Origin of the sequence: Vibrio sp. MOR3 (assembly GCF_001557775.1) — a bacterium.
Classification (GTDB): Bacteria; Pseudomonadota; Gammaproteobacteria; order Enterobacterales; family Vibrionaceae; genus Vibrio; species Vibrio jasicida.
The window spans coordinates 17,259-36,078 of record NZ_LNRD01000006.1 but is presented as its reverse complement, the minus strand read 5'-3'; the positions used below and the strand labels follow the sequence as shown (position 1 = coordinate 36,078).

The 18,820-nt window shown below is 47.7% G+C and carries 1 protein-coding gene; it reads left to right on the top strand.

The features are described 5' to 3' along the window. Positions 1-94: 94 nt before the first annotated feature. Positions 95-18,724, top strand: a complete 18,630-nt coding sequence (locus ATB76_RS13495; RefSeq protein WP_061035463.1) for a retention module-containing protein — start codon at positions 95-97, stop codon at positions 18,722-18,724. Positions 18,725-18,820 lie beyond the last annotated feature (96 nt).

Genomic DNA, 18,820 nt, shown 5'->3' with positions numbered 1-18,820 from the left:
ATCAGCGTATGAGAAAATGTGAATCACATTCCGATAAACTAAAATAATTTATAAAGGTCTAACGTAAAGACGTTAACCATTTAGCGGGGGTCAGATGAGTACACAAGCTGTGCCGCAAGCCGTCATTGTAGACGCTGTCGAAGGGGATGTTTACGCTTTAGACCTTGAGGGGAAGGTCAGAGCGGTTAACGTTGGAGATACACTGGTTCCGGGTGATGTCATTATCACTGAAAACGGCGCTTCAATTGAAGTGTTAGCGGAAGGTTCTCTCTATTTAGTGGACGAAAATTGTGTGGCGTGCATTCCAGCGCCGACACCTGAAGCTGTACCGACGGAAGCGGTCGTTCAAGCGCCTGTTGACGGACAAGTCAATGTTGACCCAACGGCAGCGGCAAACGCTGAGTTTGGTGCAGAAGACGTGGCTGCGATTCAACAAGCCATTTTGGAAGGTGCCGACCCTACCGCCATTTTAGAAGCAACCGCTGCAGGCCCTGGCGGAGGTGGTGGTTCCGGTTCTGCGAATGCGGGCTTTGTTACCATTGAGTACAACAATCCTGAAGTACTCGCATCAACCTTCTTCGAGACATCGGCTCCAAGCGGTGATACCGAAACCGACGATGATATTGATGGCCTCGACATCACCATTTTTGCTGACGGCGGTCAGTCTCTTTCTTCTCAAGTAACAGAAGGCTCAATTTCTCTATCAAGCTACCCGCAAACCATTTCGTCTAGTGTGCTGGTTGAAGCAGGGGATCTCGCACTTGATACTACTTCATTTGTACCTGAAACGTCTTCTTTAGAGTCTTTGTTAAGTGAGCTTAACAGTGATATTACCTCTGGTGGTCAGCCAGTAGCGTTCGTTTATGACGAAGCGCAAAATGCCATTATCGGTACTCAAGAAGGTAACGAAGTGCTTCGTATCGAGATCGAAGCGACATCTCTAGGCCGTGATTTAGAGTTAGAGGTCGTTACCACGATTAGCCAGGGTATTGACCATATTGCGTCTGTTGCTGATGGCCAAGTATCGATCGTCGGTGATCAAATCAATATTGCTTTTGATATTACTGGCGCAGATATTGGTGGGAACAGCATTCAAGCGCCTATCGATTTTACGACAACCGTTATTGATGGTGATGACCCTGCGCCGCAAAACGTTACTTTTGAAAACGTTGAATCTTCTTCTACACCAATTACTGGCACCTTTGTTGATATTGGTAGTGATCAATTGGCAACGGTCACGTTTAATCAAGAAGGACTTAGTCAGTTCGATGGCCTACTGAGTGATAATCAGGCAACAGAAGCGGTACTCTCTGAAGACGGCAGTACTATCATCTTGTCCATTGCGGGCTCGAATGAAACCGTCTTAACCATCAGTTTGAATACTGATGGTACCTACCAATTTGAGCAATTTAAGCCGTTAGAACAAACAAACGGTGAAGATACGATTGAGCTCTCTTTGCCAACCACAATCGTCGACTTTGACCAAGATACGGCAAGCAACACCTTTACGATGACCATCCTTGATGGCGATAATCCAGTGATTGAAAACGTGACGGGATTGTCTTTAGACGAGGCGGGGGTTGACCAAGGTTCACAGGAAGGCGCGGTAGTAACAAGTGGTACTGGGTCGATCACGACAGCGGTCGGAAGTGACATCATTGATCACTATGAGTTGGAACCTACAGAGTTTAATGTTGGTGGAGAACTCCAATCTCAAGGGCAGGTTGTTCAACTGGAACTTGCGTCCGAGAGTAACGGCGTGCGCACTTACGAAGGCTTCATCGAGCTGGATGGCGTGCGTATCACCGTATTTGATGTGGCGATTGATGCGCCTACATTGGGCGAATACCAATTCAACTTGTATGAACAACTCGATCATACGGGTGCTAACGATGACTCGCTTACTTTCTCACTGCCAGTTTACGCGGTAGATGCAGATGGCGACCGCTCCTCGATTACCGAAGGTTCGAACACACCAGAAGCGGCGCAAATTGTCATTCAAGTTCAAGATGACGTTCCTACGATTGATGGCGTTGATGCACTAGCCGTCGATGAAGATGATCTATCAAGCATCGGCTCCGATCAAAGCGACTCTGTGCTCGCGCAAGGCAGCTTCACGACGACTCAGGGCTCAGACCGTGTTGTAAGTTATCAATTAGAGAGCGGCACTGATCCACTCAATGGGTTGGAATCACAGGGTCGATCTATCTCTCTGACGGAAACAACCAACTCAGATGGCAGCTTTACCTATTCTGCAACGGCAGAAGGGGACGCTATCTTCACCTTACAAGTGAACCCTGACGGTTCTTATTCATTTACCCTTGAAGGTCCAATCGATCATGCTGTGGGTAGCGATAGCTTAACGCTAGACTTCACTATTGTCGCAACGGACTTTGACGGTGACACCAGTTCACTTGTTCTACCGGTAACCATTACTGATGATGTGCCAACCATTAACAACGTTGTTGCTCTTACCGTCGATGAAGATGACTTAAGTTCGGTAGGCTCTGACCAATCACAGCCAACGCTGGTTGAAGGTCAGTTCACGACGACTCAGGGCTCTGATGGCGTCGTACAGTATCAGTTGGATGTAAATGCTGATCCTTTAAATGGCCTGCAATCTCAAGGGCAAACCGTCTCCATTGCCGAAACGCAAAATGCAGACGGCAGTTACACCTACAGCGCAACGGCAAATGGCAGTGCAGTTTTCACATTAATTTTGAATACCGACGGCTCGTACAGTTTTGAGCTGCAAGGTCCAATCGACCATGCGGCAAATAGCGACAGCTTAACCCTTGATTTTAGCGTCATTGCTACCGATTTCGATGGTGACACAAGCCAAATCGTACTGCCCGTTACCATCGTGGATGATAAGCCGACCATTACCGATGTCGATGCGATTACCGTTGATGAAGATGATTTAGGTACGATTGGCTCAGATCAGACTGACCCGATTTCAATTGATGGCAACTTCACCACCACACAAGGCTCGGACCGAGTGGTGAGTTATCAGCTTGACGCTTCTGCAACACCAGTGGCTGGCCTTACATCACAAGGCGTGGCAGTCACATTGACGGAAACTGCAAATGGTGATGGCAGCTTTACCTATAAAGCAACAGCGGGTAGTGAAGCGGTCTTTACGCTGATAGTGAATACTGATGGCTCTTATAACTTCACGCTTGAAGGGCCAATCGACCACGCAGTAGATAGCGATGAGTTGACACTGAACTTCCCAATCATCGCGACCGACTTTGATGGCGACACCACAAATGCCACGATCCCTGTGACGATCGTGGACGATAAGCCAGTGATTACTGACGTCGACGCCATTACGGTTGATGAAGATGACCTAGCGTCAATCGGTTCAGACCAAAGCAATCCAATTTCTATTGATGGTAACTTCACCACCACACAAGGTTCAGACCGAGTGGTGAGCTACCAACTCGATGGCACATCAACACCAGTTGACGGTTTAACATCGCAGGGTGTAGCGGTAACGCTAACAGAAACCGCAAATGGTGATGGTAGTTTCACTTATGAAGCGACAGCGGGTGGCAACCCTGTATTGACTTTGACAGTGAATACTGATGGCTCATACAACTTCACGCTTGAAGGGCCAATTGATCACGCGGTTGATAGTGACGAGCTGACACTGAATTTCCCAATTATTGCAACCGACTTTGATGGCGACACTGTCACTGAAACTATTCCAGTCACGATTGTTGATGATGTGCCTACCATCACAGCGGTGGATGCGTTGAGTGTCGATGAAGATGACCTTAGCGGCGTGGGTTCAGACCCAGGCGGCGATCTGTTCGTTGAAGGTGCGTTTACCACTACCCAAGGCTCTGACCGAGTGGTGAGCTATCAACTGGATTCAACCGCTGATCCTGTTGCGGGGCTAACGTCTCAAGGTGAGGCGATTATCTTGGTGGAAACCGCCAATGGTGACGGCAGCTTTACCTATGTGGCGACCGCAGATGGCAATCCTGTTTTCACGTTAAACGTAGCAACAGATGGTACGTACGACTTTACGCTGCAAGGCCCGATTGACCATGCCGCCAACAGCGATAGCCTGACGATTGATTTCCCAATTATTGCCACCGATTTCGATGGTGATACGATTTCGGCAACCATTCCAGTCACCATTACGGATGATGCACCAATCATCGATAATGTTGTGCCTCTGGCTGTAGACGAAGATGATTTATCAGGTATTGGCTCAGACCAAACTGACGCTGTTTATGTTGAAGGCGCGTTCACGACCACTCAAGGTTCAGACCGTGTGGTGAGCTACCAACTTGATTCAACTTCTGATCCTGTTTCGGGGCTAACCTCCCAAGGTGAGCCTGTTACTTTGGTAGAGACTGCGAATGCCGATGGCAGCTTCACTTACGTGGCTACCGCGGATGGCAATCCTGTCTTCACCATGAATGTGAATGCTGACGGTACATACAACTTCCGTCTAGAAGGCTCAGTTGATCACGCGTTAAACAGCGATGAGCTAGTACTGAACTTCCCAATCATTGCTACAGATTTTGATGGCGATACGACAACCGCGACCATTCCAGTCACTATTACTGATGACGTTCCAACCATTGACAACGTTGTTCCACTCACGGTGGACGAAGATGATCTCGCCTCAATAGGTTCAGACCAAAACGATGATGCGTTCATGTCGGGTTCTTTCAGCACAACTGAAGGCTCGGACAGTGTTGTTAAATACCAGCTTGATGCAACTGCAGATCCAGTAGCAGGGTTGACCTCTCATGGTGAGCCTGTCGTGCTTGCTGAGACAACAAATGGTGATGGCAGCTTTACTTACACTGCCACAGCAAATGGCAATGACGTATTTGAATTGGTGGTGAAGCCAGACGGCAGCTACACCTTTACTCTGCAGGGCCCACTAGACCATGCGGTGAATAGCGACAGCCTGCAAATCGACTTCCCGATTATCGCAACAGACTTTGATGGCGACACGTCGACAGAAACACTACCTGTCACCATCGTTGATGATAAACCAACCATCACTGACGTAGACGCAATCCGTGTGGATGAAGATGACTTAGCGACGATTGGCTCTGACGGCTCAGATCCAATTTCAATCGATGGCAACTTCACTACAACGCAAGGTTCTGATGGGGTAGTAAGCTACCAATTAGATACTGCTGCAACGCCAGTTGATGGTCTAACATCACAAGGTGTGGCCGTCACGCTGGCTGAAACCGCAAACGGCGACGGTAGCTACACTTATGAAGCGACAGCAGGAACTGAAGCAGTATTTACGCTGACCGTTAATACGGATGGTTCATACAACTTCACGCTGCAAGGTCCAATCGACCATGCGACAGACAGTGATGAGCTGACACTGAACTTCCCAATCATCGCAACGGATTTTGATGGTGATACCACCACAGAAACGATCCCAGTCACCATCGTGGATGATAAACCGACCATTACCGATGTTGATGCGATTACCGTTGATGAAGATGACTTAGGTACGATTGGCTCAGATCAGACTGGCCCGATTTCAATCGATGGCAACTTCACCACCACACAAGGCTCGGACCGAGTAGTGAGCTATCAGCTCGATGCTTCTGCAACACCAGTGGTTGGACTCACATCACAAGGCGTGGCAGTCACGCTAACTGAAACCGCAAACGGCGATGGCAGCTTTACCTATCAAGCAACAGCAGGCACCGAGTCGGTCTTTACACTGACAGTGAACACTGATGGCTCTTATAACTTCACGCTTGAAGGCCCAATCGATCATGCTGTTGATAGCGACGAGTTGACGCTCAACTTCCCAATCATCGCGACCGACTTTGATGGTGACACCACAAATGCCACTATCCCGGTCACCATCGTGGACGATAAGCCAGTTATTACTGACGTAGATGCCATTACGGTTGATGAAGATGACCTAGCGTCAATCGGTTCAGACCAAAGCAATCCAATTTCTATTGATGGTAACTTCACCACTACACAAGGTTCAGACCGAGTGGTGAGCTACCAGTTAGATGGTTCATCAACACCAGTTGACGGTTTAACATCGCAAGGTGTGGCGGTCACACTGACAGAAACCGCAAATGGTGATGGTAGCTTCACTTATGAAGCGACTGCGGGTGGCAACTCAGTATTTACTCTGACAGTAGATACTGATGGCTCTTATAACTTCACGCTAGAAGGGCCAATTGATCACGCTGTTGATAGTGACGAGTTGACACTTAACTTCCCAATTATCGCAACCGACTTTGATGGCGACACCGTTACTGAAACCATTCCAGTCACGATTGTTGATGATGTACCGACCATTACAGCGGTGGATGCGTTGAGTGTCGATGAAGACGACCTTAGCGGTGTGGGCTCAGACCCAGGCGGCGATCTGTTCGTTGAAGGCGCGTTTACGACCACACAAGGCTCTGACCGAGTGGTGAGCTACCAACTGGATTCAACAGCAGATCCTGTTGCGGGGCTGACATCTCAAGGTGAGGCGATTACCTTGGTGGAAACCGCGAATGGTGACGGCAGTTTTACCTATGTGGCCACCGCTGACGGCAATCCTGTCTTCACGTTGAATGTCGCAACAGATGGTACGTACGACTTTACGCTGCAAGGCCCGATTGACCATGCCGCCAACAGCGACAGCCTGACGATTGATTTCCCAATTATTGCCACCGACTTTGATGGTGATACGACTTCGGCGACCATTCCAGTCACGATCACGGATGATGCGCCAATCATCGATAATGTTGTGCCTCTGGCTGTGGATGAAGATGATTTATCAGGCATTGGCTCAGACCAAACTGACGCTGTGTTTGTTGAAGGCGTGTTCACTACTACTCAAGGCTCAGACCGAGTGGTGAGCTACCAACTTGATTCAACTTCTGATCCTGTTTCGGGATTAACCTCCCAAGGTGAGCCTGTTACTTTGGTAGAGACTGCGAATGTCGATGGCAGCTTTACTTACGTGGCTACCGCGGATGGCAATCCTGTCTTCACCATGAACGTGAATGCTGATGGCACATACAACTTCCGTCTGGAAGGGCCGGTCGATCACGCGTTAAACAGCGATGAATTAGTTCTGAACTTCCCAATCATTGCAACAGACTTTGATGGCGATACGACGACCGCGACCATTCCAGTCACGATTACTGATGACGTTCCAACCATTGACAACGTTGTTCCACTCACGGTGGACGAAGATGATCTCGCCTCAATTGGCTCAGACCAAAACGATGATGCGTTCATGTCGGGTTCTTTCAGTACAACTGAAGGCTCGGACAGCGTTGTTAAATACCAGCTTGATGCAACGGCAGACCCAGTAGCAGGATTAACCTCTCAAGGTGAGCCTGTCGTGCTTGCTGAAGCTGCTAACGGCGATGGCAGCTTTACTTACACTGCCACAGCAGATGGCAATGCCGTGTTTGAATTGGTGGTGAAGCCAGACGGCAGCTACACCTTTACTCTGCAGGGCCCACTAGACCATGCGGTGAATAGCGACAGCCTACAAATCGACTTCCCGATTATCGCAACAGATTTTGATGGCGATACCTCAACAGAAACATTGCCTGTCACCATCATTGACGATAAACCAACCATCACCGACGTAGACGCGATCCGTGTGGATGAAGATGACTTAGCGACGATTGGCTCTGACGGCTCAGATCCAATTTCAATCGATGGCAACTTTACTACAACGCAAGGCTCTGATGGGGTAGTAAGCTACCAATTAGATGCTGCTGCAACGCCAGTTAATGGTCTAACATCACAAGGTGTGGCTGTGACGCTGACGGAAACTGCAAACGGTGATGGTAGCTACACTTACGAAGCAACTGCGGGAACCGATGCTGTCTTCACGCTGACCGTTAATACGGATGGTTCATACAACTTCACGCTTCAGGGGCCAATTGACCATGCGACAGACAGTGATGGGCTGACGCTGAACTTCCCAATCATCGCGACGGATTTTGATGGTGATACAACCACAGAAACGATCCCAGTCACCATCGTGGATGATAAGCCGACTATTACCGATGTCGATGCGATTACCGTTGATGAAGATGACTTAGGCACGATTGGTTCAGATCAAACTGGCCCGATTTCAATCGATGGCAACTTCACCACCACACAAGGCTCTGACCGAGTAGTGAGCTATCAGCTTGATGCTTCTGCAACACCAGTTGCAGGACTCACATCACAAGGCGTGGCCGTTACATTGACTGAAACCGCAAATGGTGATGGCAGCTTTACTTACGAGGCGACAGCGGGTACTGAAGCAGTCTTTACGCTGACAGTGAACACTGATGGCTCTTATAACTTCACGCTTGAAGGCCCAATCGATCATGCTGTTGATAGTGATGAGTTAACGCTCAACTTCCCAATCATCGCGACAGACTTTGATGGCGACACGTCTGCTGAGACAATTCCTGTCAAGATCATTGATGACAAACCGACACTTGGTGGCATCGAAGCAACAAGTGTGCAAACGGTTGACGAGGACGATATCCCAACAGTCGGATCTGATGGTACGCAGTCGAACAGCATTGCAGGTAACTTCATCGCGACTGATGGCTCTGATGGCATTGTGGAGTACGGCGTTTCTGACCTAACAACGCCAGTACAAGGCCTGACCTCTGGTGGTCAATCTCTGGTTATGGTTGAAGTATCAAACGCAGGTGGCGTTTCAGTTTACGAAGCTCGTATTGATGGCACGACGACACCGGTATTCCGTGTGACCCTCGATGCCTCTGATGACAGCTACACGTTCGATTTGCTTGCTCCTCTCGATCATCCAAATGCTGATGGCCAAAATGAACTGGTCATCAATTTACCGATAAACGCGACTGACTTTGATGGAGACGTGTCGAACAACATCACCTTACCAATTACGGTTGTGGATGATGTTCCGACCATTGATGGTTTGCTAGCAGGCAGCGAACAAACCGTTGATGAAGATGACCTACCAGCAGGTACAGATGCTGCAAGTGCAGAAGATACTGTTATTTCAGGTACTTTTGATATCACCGAAGGTGCTGACCAAGTTGCTTCTATTCAGCTGAGTGACCTGACCACGCCTGTTGCGTCACTGACTTCAGATGGTGACGCTATCACCTTAGTTCTGTCTTCTAGCGCAAATGGCGTGAACGTATACCAAGGTGTCGCTGGCAATCCTGCTGAAGTGGTGTTCGAACTGACGTTGGATGCAACGAACAACACCTACGAGTTCGATTTACAGAAGCCGCTTGATCATCCAGATGGTAATCAGCAAAACGAGATTGTTATTAACCTCCCTGTGACGGCGACAGATAATGATGGTGATACTTCACCAGCCTTCACATTGCCAATTACCGTTGTGGACGATGTCCCAGTTGTTACCAATATTGAAAGTCTACGTGTCGACGAAGATGACTTACCTCTTGGTTCTGATGGAACGAAAGAGCCATTAACGGTATCAGGTGAGTTCGAAGTCACTAGCGCAGATGGTATTGATGCTTTCGAATTGGATCTAAGCTCAAATCCTATCCCGAACCTGAAATCGGGTGGAGAAGAGGTAACACTTTCTCAAGACGTTGGCGCTTCAACTGCTGACGCGCTTGTATACGTGGGACACACTCCGGGTGGAGTGACGGTCTTCACGTTGACACTTCATCAAGATGGTAAATACGACTTTGAGTTATCTGGTCAGTTAGATCACGCGGTTAACTCTGATGAGATTTTGTTGAATCTACCTGTGAAGATTACAGATGGCGACAACGATACCATCACTGCGACCTTGCCAGTGACGATCGTAGATGACAAACCAACCATTGATGCTATTAGCTCTGGTAGTACCTTGTCTGTGGATGAGGATGATATTCCAAGCCAAGGTTCGGACGACACGCCAGAATCCAATATCATTGGTGGCAACTTTGACGTTACTGATGGTGCCGACTCTATCGTTAGCTTCCAGTTGGATAGCTTAACGTCGCCTGTTTCTGGACTTACCTCAGGTGGTCAACCGATTGAGTTGGTTGAGTTTTCAAATTCAAATGGTGTGATTGAGTACCGAGCTTATGTACAAGGTACGACGGACACCGTCTTTAAACTGACACTAAATGGTTCAGCAGACAGTTATGAATTTGAACTGTTGGGTGCACTTGATCATCCTGCGGGTAACGATGAAAACTCGTTAGTCATCAACTTCCCTGTCAACGCGACCGATTTTGACGGCGATGTGTCCAATAACATCACCTTGCCGATCACCGTGGTGGACGATGTTCCAGCGATTGTGAAAGTGACAGACTCTAGCCAACAAACCGTTGATGAAGATGACCTTGCTGGTGGCTCAGACACGACAAGTAGCGATTCAACGGTATTGACTGGTGGATTTGAAGTCGTTGATGGTGCAGATGAGATTGTCAGCTACCAAGTTTCTGACCTCGATGCCGTTGTGTCTGGCTTAACTTCGAACGGTAGTAGTATCGAGTTGAATGTGGTGAGCTCGGTTGGTGGTGTAACCAGTTACGAAGCAGTGATTACGGGCACCTCAAACAAGATCTTCACGCTGTCTCTTGATGCGAATAATGACAGCTACCAATTTGAACTGTTGGGACCGATCGACCATGACGCTGTTCAAGGTGAAAACAACCTTGTCATTGATATTCCAATTACAGTTACAGATTTTGATGGTGACACGTCATCATCACTGAACCTTCCAATCACCATTGTTGATGATATTCCTGAAATCACATCAGCAGATGCTTTGGCTGTTGACGAGGATGACCTCGCGAATGGATCTCAGGCAACCAACAAAGACAGCCTAGAAGCAACGGGCAATTTCGATACGGTAGAAGGGGCAGATACGGTTGTCTCTTACCAGCTGGATCTTACTTCTGACCCAATCTCAGGAGTCACTTCAGGTGGCCTCGCGGTAACGTTAGTTCAAACCGCGGTAAGCAACAACAACTTTACTTATCAAGGTCAAACACCGGATGGTAACTCAGTGTTCACGCTAGTTTTGAACGCTGACGGCTCTTACAAGTTTACGCTTGAGGGTGCATTAGACCACTCAACCCAAGGCGAAGATACACTTATACTCGATCTCCCTGTCTTCGCGACTGATGTCGATGGTGATACGGCCGGTATTAACTTACCAGTGACAATTACTGATGATGTTCCAACCTTGTACGATGCGTCTATTTCACGTGTTGAGGGACAAGGAAACCGCACGGTTCGCTTATTCCGAGACCCTGTAGAGGGCGATGATGATCTTGGTGCTGACGGCGCGCAAGTGACGTCATTCTCGGCTGATGATTCAGGCATTTACTTCAAGCAAAACGGTGTTGACTCGGATTCTGTTGATTTGAACGGTAGCAACCAAGTTGTGTTCGTTCACAAAGTTCTTGACGGAGTGGATACCGAAATCGGTCGTTTGATTGTTCGAACTGACGGCCGCGTGTCTTTCCGCCCGAATGACGATCTTGACCATACAGAAACAGATTCTATTGATTTCACCATCAACGTTGTTGCAACCGATGGTGACGGTGATACTAGTGATGCAGATGTTGATATCTCAATCACCGACCGTAACGCGCAAATTGATACATCTACCGTTACAGCCTTTGAGGATCAAGGCCGTGGCGGTGTTGTTGCTGGTGTGGATTCGGCGAATACGCAAGATAACCTATCGACCTTGGATGTAACACCGGCGAAAGTCGATCTTGTCGTTAACTTGCACGATATTGACCGTACGGAAAGTTTAGGCGATATCACCATTCGTGATGCGAACACGCACAATGGTACATTCTATTATCGAGACGGTAGCGGTAACTACATTGAATTAACGCCTGTCGGTAATACGGTTGTTCTTGATGCATCAAATGTCGAGCAGTCATTCAACGGTGAGCTTGTCTCGCTAGATAACTTGTACTTTGTGCCAGATCGCCATTCATCAACCGGTGCATCTGGTATCGATCCTCGTATCCGTGTGGAAATTCTTAACAACGGTACGCCAGACCATACGATTAATGGTCGCTTGGATATTGAAGTTGATGCGGTTGCAGATATTGCAACGTGGAACGCTAGCAGCACCTTCGATTACACCGTTGATGAAGATGGCAACAATGTTGAGTTAGACATTGAGGCGAACACGCAAGATATCAGCAACCCAGAGTCCATCGTATACGAGCTCGTCTTTACCGAGGGTGGAGATAATGCGACGTTGGTTTACTCAGATGGTACACCTATTCCAGAAGCGGGTGGCAAATACCTTGTTGACGCAAGCCGTATCAATGAGGTTGAAGTCGATCCTTCGGAGCACTTCTCGGGTCAAATCAAGCTCGATGTCACTGCCATCACAACCGAAGGAACGAATCCGTTAACCGGTAAAGAAACAGCGCGTTCTGATACAGAAGAAATTGTTATAGACGTGAATCCTATTGCGGATGAAGGTAGCTTCACGGTTCACCGAATTAATATCTTCGAGGACAATGCTCGCACTCAAGACACCGTAGATCCAGTGACTGATCATGATCCACTGCAACTGAGCGAAGTGATTAAGATGACACCTTCTGCGGATATAGATGGGTCAGAAGAGCTGTTTGTACGCATAGACAATTTCTCCATTGATGGTGTGACGTTAGTTTGGCTTGATACCGCAAATCCAAGCCAAATCAATACAGTTACAGACAGTGGCGGTAATGTTCTTTACTACGAAATTCCAGAATCAAGCCTTGCTAATGTTGAAGTGCTTCCTCCGTTACACAGTAACGAAGACTTCACGTTTGACGTAGAGGGTATTGTGAAAGACAACGCCTCTCTATCAACGGGCACCGCTCAAGATATTCGTTCTTTGGGTACGCAATCGGTGATTGTCGCGGTGAAAGGTGTAGCGGATATCCCAGACATCGAGCTGAATGATAAAACCGGCATTTGGAATATTTTTGACGATGGTACCGTTCGTGGTATCGAAGCGGAAATCGACGAAAATGGAGAAGTTGGCTTGGCCTTTAGTGTGGTATCTGGAGAGCTGAAAGATAACCCTGCTGATAGTTCAGAGTCGATCACAGTGCTTCTGTCAAATATCCCTGATGGTGTAGAACTGTTTGATAACGATGGTGCCTCTATCGACTTGACGTTTGTTGGATACGATGGAGCAGGCCAACCGATTTACGAAGCAAACATTACCAATGCTAACGTCAACTCGGGCATCGTTATTCGACCTGAAGCGTCGTCGACAGAAAATATTACCATCACAGCAACCACTATCGTGACTGAGAACGATGGTCATACGCGTGAGGTAACAGGTGAAATCCGCGTTAAAGTTGCCCCTGTGATTGATGCTCAAGACAACTATGTCGTTAGCTCTGAAGGCAATGAAGACACGCGCATTAATATTGATTGGGAGCCGACAGCAACGCAAAGCCCGGATGCGGACGAATTCTTTGCTGGCCTAACAATCAGCGGCTTCCCAAATGGCAGTACTGTTTATGTTGACGGTGTCGCGCAAACCGTGACAGGTGGCAGCATCACGCTCACTCCGGGAACTAACGAGTCAGAGCAAGACTTCTCTGCCAGAATCACTCAAGATGGCTATATTCAAGTTCAGCTTGAACAGGACTCAAGTACTGACTTTAGCTTGAGTACACAGGTGACGGTGAAAGAAATTGATGCAGAGTATGTCGACTCAGGCAATCCGGGTGAGGGCATCGCATCTACCGTGATCAACGGTACAGTCAATGTTCAAGTGAATCCGGTTGTTGAACCAGAGAACTTAACAGGTGATGTTGCTGATCAAACTCGCCTTCTGGTTGAAGAGTCTGGTGGTACAACGACAGATGTGGTTCGTGCCGACGCTCAAGGCCATATCGATTTCACGATTAACACCAGTGCTGGTGGCCAAGCTGGTGCTAACATCATCAAATATCGGGAGTTTGATGATTCTTCTGATGAAGTCGTGACTCAATTGGTGGTTCAATTCAGTATTACTGACCCAGAAATCTTGAATCAGCTAGTCATTGTTGGTGCATCGAATGAAGGTGGTGGTCGCTGGACGATCACTGATGAAGATAACTTCTCGATTATTGCGCCAGCAGGTTTGGATCTTACACCTAATGATGACACCGACGACGGCGATAACAACGGTATTTCTTCAATTGGCTTAACCATCTACGCACAAGTGAACGACTTGGGTGAAGATACGGTCGAAGAGGACGCAACAGTTCAACGTCAAACTGACATCACACTTGAGTTCCCAACAGACATCACGCCTCAAACCAGCGTTGCAGCTGAAATTGACCTTGATAACACGGTTCAAATTGATGGCAGTGAAGACAATATTGTTGATTTGGGTACGCAATTGTCATCTAAAGTCACCACCATTAATGCCGATGGCGTAGAAGATGTCCTAACGCTTGTTATTGACCCTTCATCACCTGGTGTACCTCCAGGCCTAGTTATTGGTGGCACTGATGTTGACTTCGTTGACGGCAAATACGTGTTCCAAGCTTCGATTGATGCGAGTGGCAACATTACTGGCCTCGATGGTTTGACCCTACGTGTTGCCGAAGACTGGGCTGGTGATTTCACGCTGCCAGTTCTATTCGTTACCACCGATACTCAATCGGGTGATGAAAACACTACGCTAGAGTCACTACCTGTTCAGATCTTGCCAGTTGCGGATGTCCCAGGTTCTTCGGGTGATCAACCTCTTGATAGCAATGTGACACCAGATGTGACAGTCGATATTACTGGTACGTTAGGCTTAGATGCTGACAAGCAACCAGTGAACGATCTTAACAATGATGTCCCAACCAACGATGGTATTGGCTACGAAGATGGCTTGATTCAGCTCAACTTGAATGTCGACTTTGCTGATAACCGAAATAACTTGCAAGCGGGCAGAGAGACGCTCACCAACATTAAGCTCACGCTTGATGACACGACGTTAGGTGAGTTTGTTGACGCGAGTGGCAACCCATTAGGCACAAGTATCGAGTTCAGTGCTGCTGAAATTGCTGCGGGCGCATTGGATGAAGTGTTGTTCAAGCCGAAAGAGAATTACCCAGTCGGTGGCGGTCAAAATACCGTTCAAATTAATATCGAAGGGGAGATCACGGATACAGCAATCATCGATCAAACAACGCTTGCTAACCCTGGCGACGATACCGATGTTCGCACCTTCACTGATAACGTGTCGTTTGAAATCACACCAGTGGTTGATGACATTACGATAAGTGGTACAGATCCTTCTCAACCTATCGTTGTCACAGGCGATGAAGATACCCTTATTTCATTGACGCAGTCAGGCTCCGGCGTATCGGTGAGTCTAAATGATGATGATGGTTCAGAGCAGTTTGTTTCCTTGAAGCTTACTGGATTACCGACCGACTTTATTGTGACTTCTAGCTCTCCTGATTACACGGTGAAAAACAACGGTGGTGGTGAGTGGAGTATTCAACTGAATGATTTGACACAAACATCTGTTGATTTGAGTTCAATTCAAATCCAACCACCGAAAAACTTCAGTGGTGAAGTTGATATTGGCATTACAGCGTTCACACAGGAAGAGTTGCTTAAAGTACCTACGGAACACACTGGCAACTTCAAAGTGATCATTGATCCGATTGGTGATGATGTTGATGTAAACCCAGATACCTTAGTTTCAGGTAATGAGGGTGAAGACATCGAAATCAATATCAATGCCCTTGTGGTTGATAACCAAGAGTCGATTGGTGATGGTGCGAATTATGAAGAGAACGATCCAGAAACACTTCGTGTAGAAATCGCGAATGTGCCAGACGGTGCAAGCATTGAACTTACCGACGGCACTGCATTTGCCGACCTAGGTGGCGGTGTGTTCGTTCTAGAGATTGATGCTCAAGATCTGGATAAAGTGGTCTTTAACTCTGGCGATCGCAACGACAATTCTTGGAATGGCACATTAGAGTTTAAAGTGCAGGCCGTTGATACTGGCTTAGATGGAAGCCAAAGCCTAGGCACACCGAAAGAGTTCGACGTTAAAGTCGAGGTAGAAGCTGTTAACGACCGCCCAGAGTTTGTTAATACAGTGGATGTTGAAACGCAAGAGGATACTCCGTTACTGCTTAATGGCTTCAGCATTACAGACGTTGATGCGGTGCTAGATGATCCGAATGCTGAGTACGTGCTCAATGTTAATGTAGACAGCGGTATCTTGGAGCTCAATCCAACGCTTATCACTACTTACAACCTAACCGTGAGCGGTGATGGTACGGACTCCGTTGAACTGAAAGGCACTGTGGCCGATCTAAACAATGCCATTGCAGACGGTTTGATTGAATTTAATCCGGACCTGAACTTCTTTGGTGACGTTCAGGTGGACGTGACTGTCGATGACCAAGGCAATGAAGGTATCGTGATTGGTGGGGTAGATGACACCCTAAATACCAACAGCAGCAACTTCAATATTGAAGTGACAGCGGTGAACGATACCCCAGAAACTACGCCAGTGACGCTACCGGATATTGCAGAAGACAGTGGTGTGTTCTCTATCTCTGAAGCGGATCTTATCGCGAATGCGACAGACGTAGAAAACGACAACCTCACTGTTAGCAATGTTCAGTTAACCGATCCAAGTTCGGGCAGCATTACTTTCAACAGCGGTACTGGTGAGTGGGAGTTTACCCCAGCACCAGATTATAACGGTCCAGTTGAAATCACGTACACCATTACAGATGATGGCACGACAGATGGTGCATCCGATCCTAAATCGGTTAATGGCAGCGCGTCGTTCAATGTAACGGAAGTAAACGATGCACCAACCACGTCTAAAGTGACACTTTCTGATATTGCTGAAGACAGTGCGGCGGTGGAGATTACCCAAGCTGATTTGTTGGCGAATGCCTCTGATATTGAGAACGACACGTTGACAGTGAGTAGCGTTCAATTGGTCGACCCAAGTAGCGGTACATTGGATTTCGATAACGTCTCAGGTACATGGTCATTTACACCAGCCCCGGGCTACAACGGCACGGTGAACCTGACTTACACCATTACCGATGACGGTACGACGAACGGTGCTTTTGATCCTCAGACAGTGTCAGGAACGGCAACCTTTGAAGTTACCGAGGTGAACGATTCTCCGGTGACATCTGAAGTAACGCTAAGCAGTACGGAAGAAGATGGTAGCGCGGTGACGATTACTGCGGCAGAACTTCTGAGTAATGCGAGCGACCCTGAATCGGACAATTTGACCATTAGTAATGTTGCTTTGGCAGACTCTTCGGCGGGTATGTTAACGCAAGTCAGTGCGACAGAATGGACGTTTGAACCTGCTGCAGATTTCTTTGGCGACGTTAATTTCACTTATGAAATCACAGATGACGGAACCACTAACGGTGCGCCAGACCCAATCACAATTGCTGGCACAGCAGTGTTGAATGTTGAAGCGACCAATGACGCACCTGAAATCACAGCAACGTCGGTAACGGATACGATCAACGAAGCCAATGGCCAGAAAATTACTGGTATTAGTGTAAGCGACATCGACTTCACTGGTGCACAGGCGAACGAAATCATGACGGTGACGCTAGCGGTGACTGAAGGTGACGTTCGTGTTGAGCCGCCGGCAGGTAGTGGTGTCACTGTAGGGGCGGGTATGTTTGGTGAAATTATCCTAATGGGTACACCAGATAACATTAACTCCGTTCTTGGCGCGACAGATGCTTCTGAGGGCGTTTTTGTGGATGCAGGAGACGTGGATGCTGCTTCAATCACCTTATCGGTTAAAGTCGAAGACAACGGTGTGTACTTTGAAAATGCATCGGGTACAGCATTGGAGGCGAATCAAGATTTCACTATCAATGTGACCCCAGTGGCTGATGCGCCAACGTTAGGTATCGACCCTCAGTTTAACTACATTCGTCAAATTGTTGCTAGCCAAACCGCGAGCAGTCAAGGCCTTGCAATTGTGGGTATTATGGCTGCATTGACGGACATTGACGAGGTACTTTCACTGGAACTAACGGGTGTACCTGCTAGTGCAGAGGTGACAAGTGGAGTTTCTCCATCAGGCATTAGTTTCGATGGCACCACTTGGACAGTACCAAGCGATGAAATTGATACACTAAAAATTGTGGCGACGGACACCAACAGTGGTATTGATACCGGTTCTTACGATATTTCTGTTACCGCGATATCAACAGAATCTAATGGTGATGAAGCCCAGTCTGCACCTGTCCAAATTAGCTTGGATGTGAGCGGTGATAACGACGATATTGATCAGTCAAGTGTAACAGACGACAGCTACCTAGTTGGTGGAGACACAGGCATTAACTTAATCGGTGGGGAAGGTGACGACCTTATCGTGGGTGGCGATGGTGATGATGTGCTTATCGGTGGTCTAGGCTCAGATATCCTAACTGGTGGTGACGGCAGCGATACCTTCAAGTGGACAGTGGATTCGGTTGATGAAGGGGCAGTGGATACCATCACTGACTTTACGGTGAACGAAGACATGATTGATTTACGTGAAGTGATCTCTGACCTGAACAGCCCAATGATCGATATGGATGATCTGTTAGGACATATCTCAGCGGATTATGACGCATCTACAGAAGCGGTATCGTTGAACATTACCACCGATACGAATGTGCACCAGACCATTGTAGTTGAGCACTTAGGTGACGCGATTGACTTCAATGGGCTCAGCTCGAATGAGATCGTTGAATCTCTACTCAATAATAACATTCTGTCTAACGGTTAAACGGACATAAAGCCAAAGCGCGGTAGCTCAATGAGTTATCGCGCTTTTTTGTATCTGAAAGGTGATGTTTTTGAAAGCAAGTGGATACAAACAAAT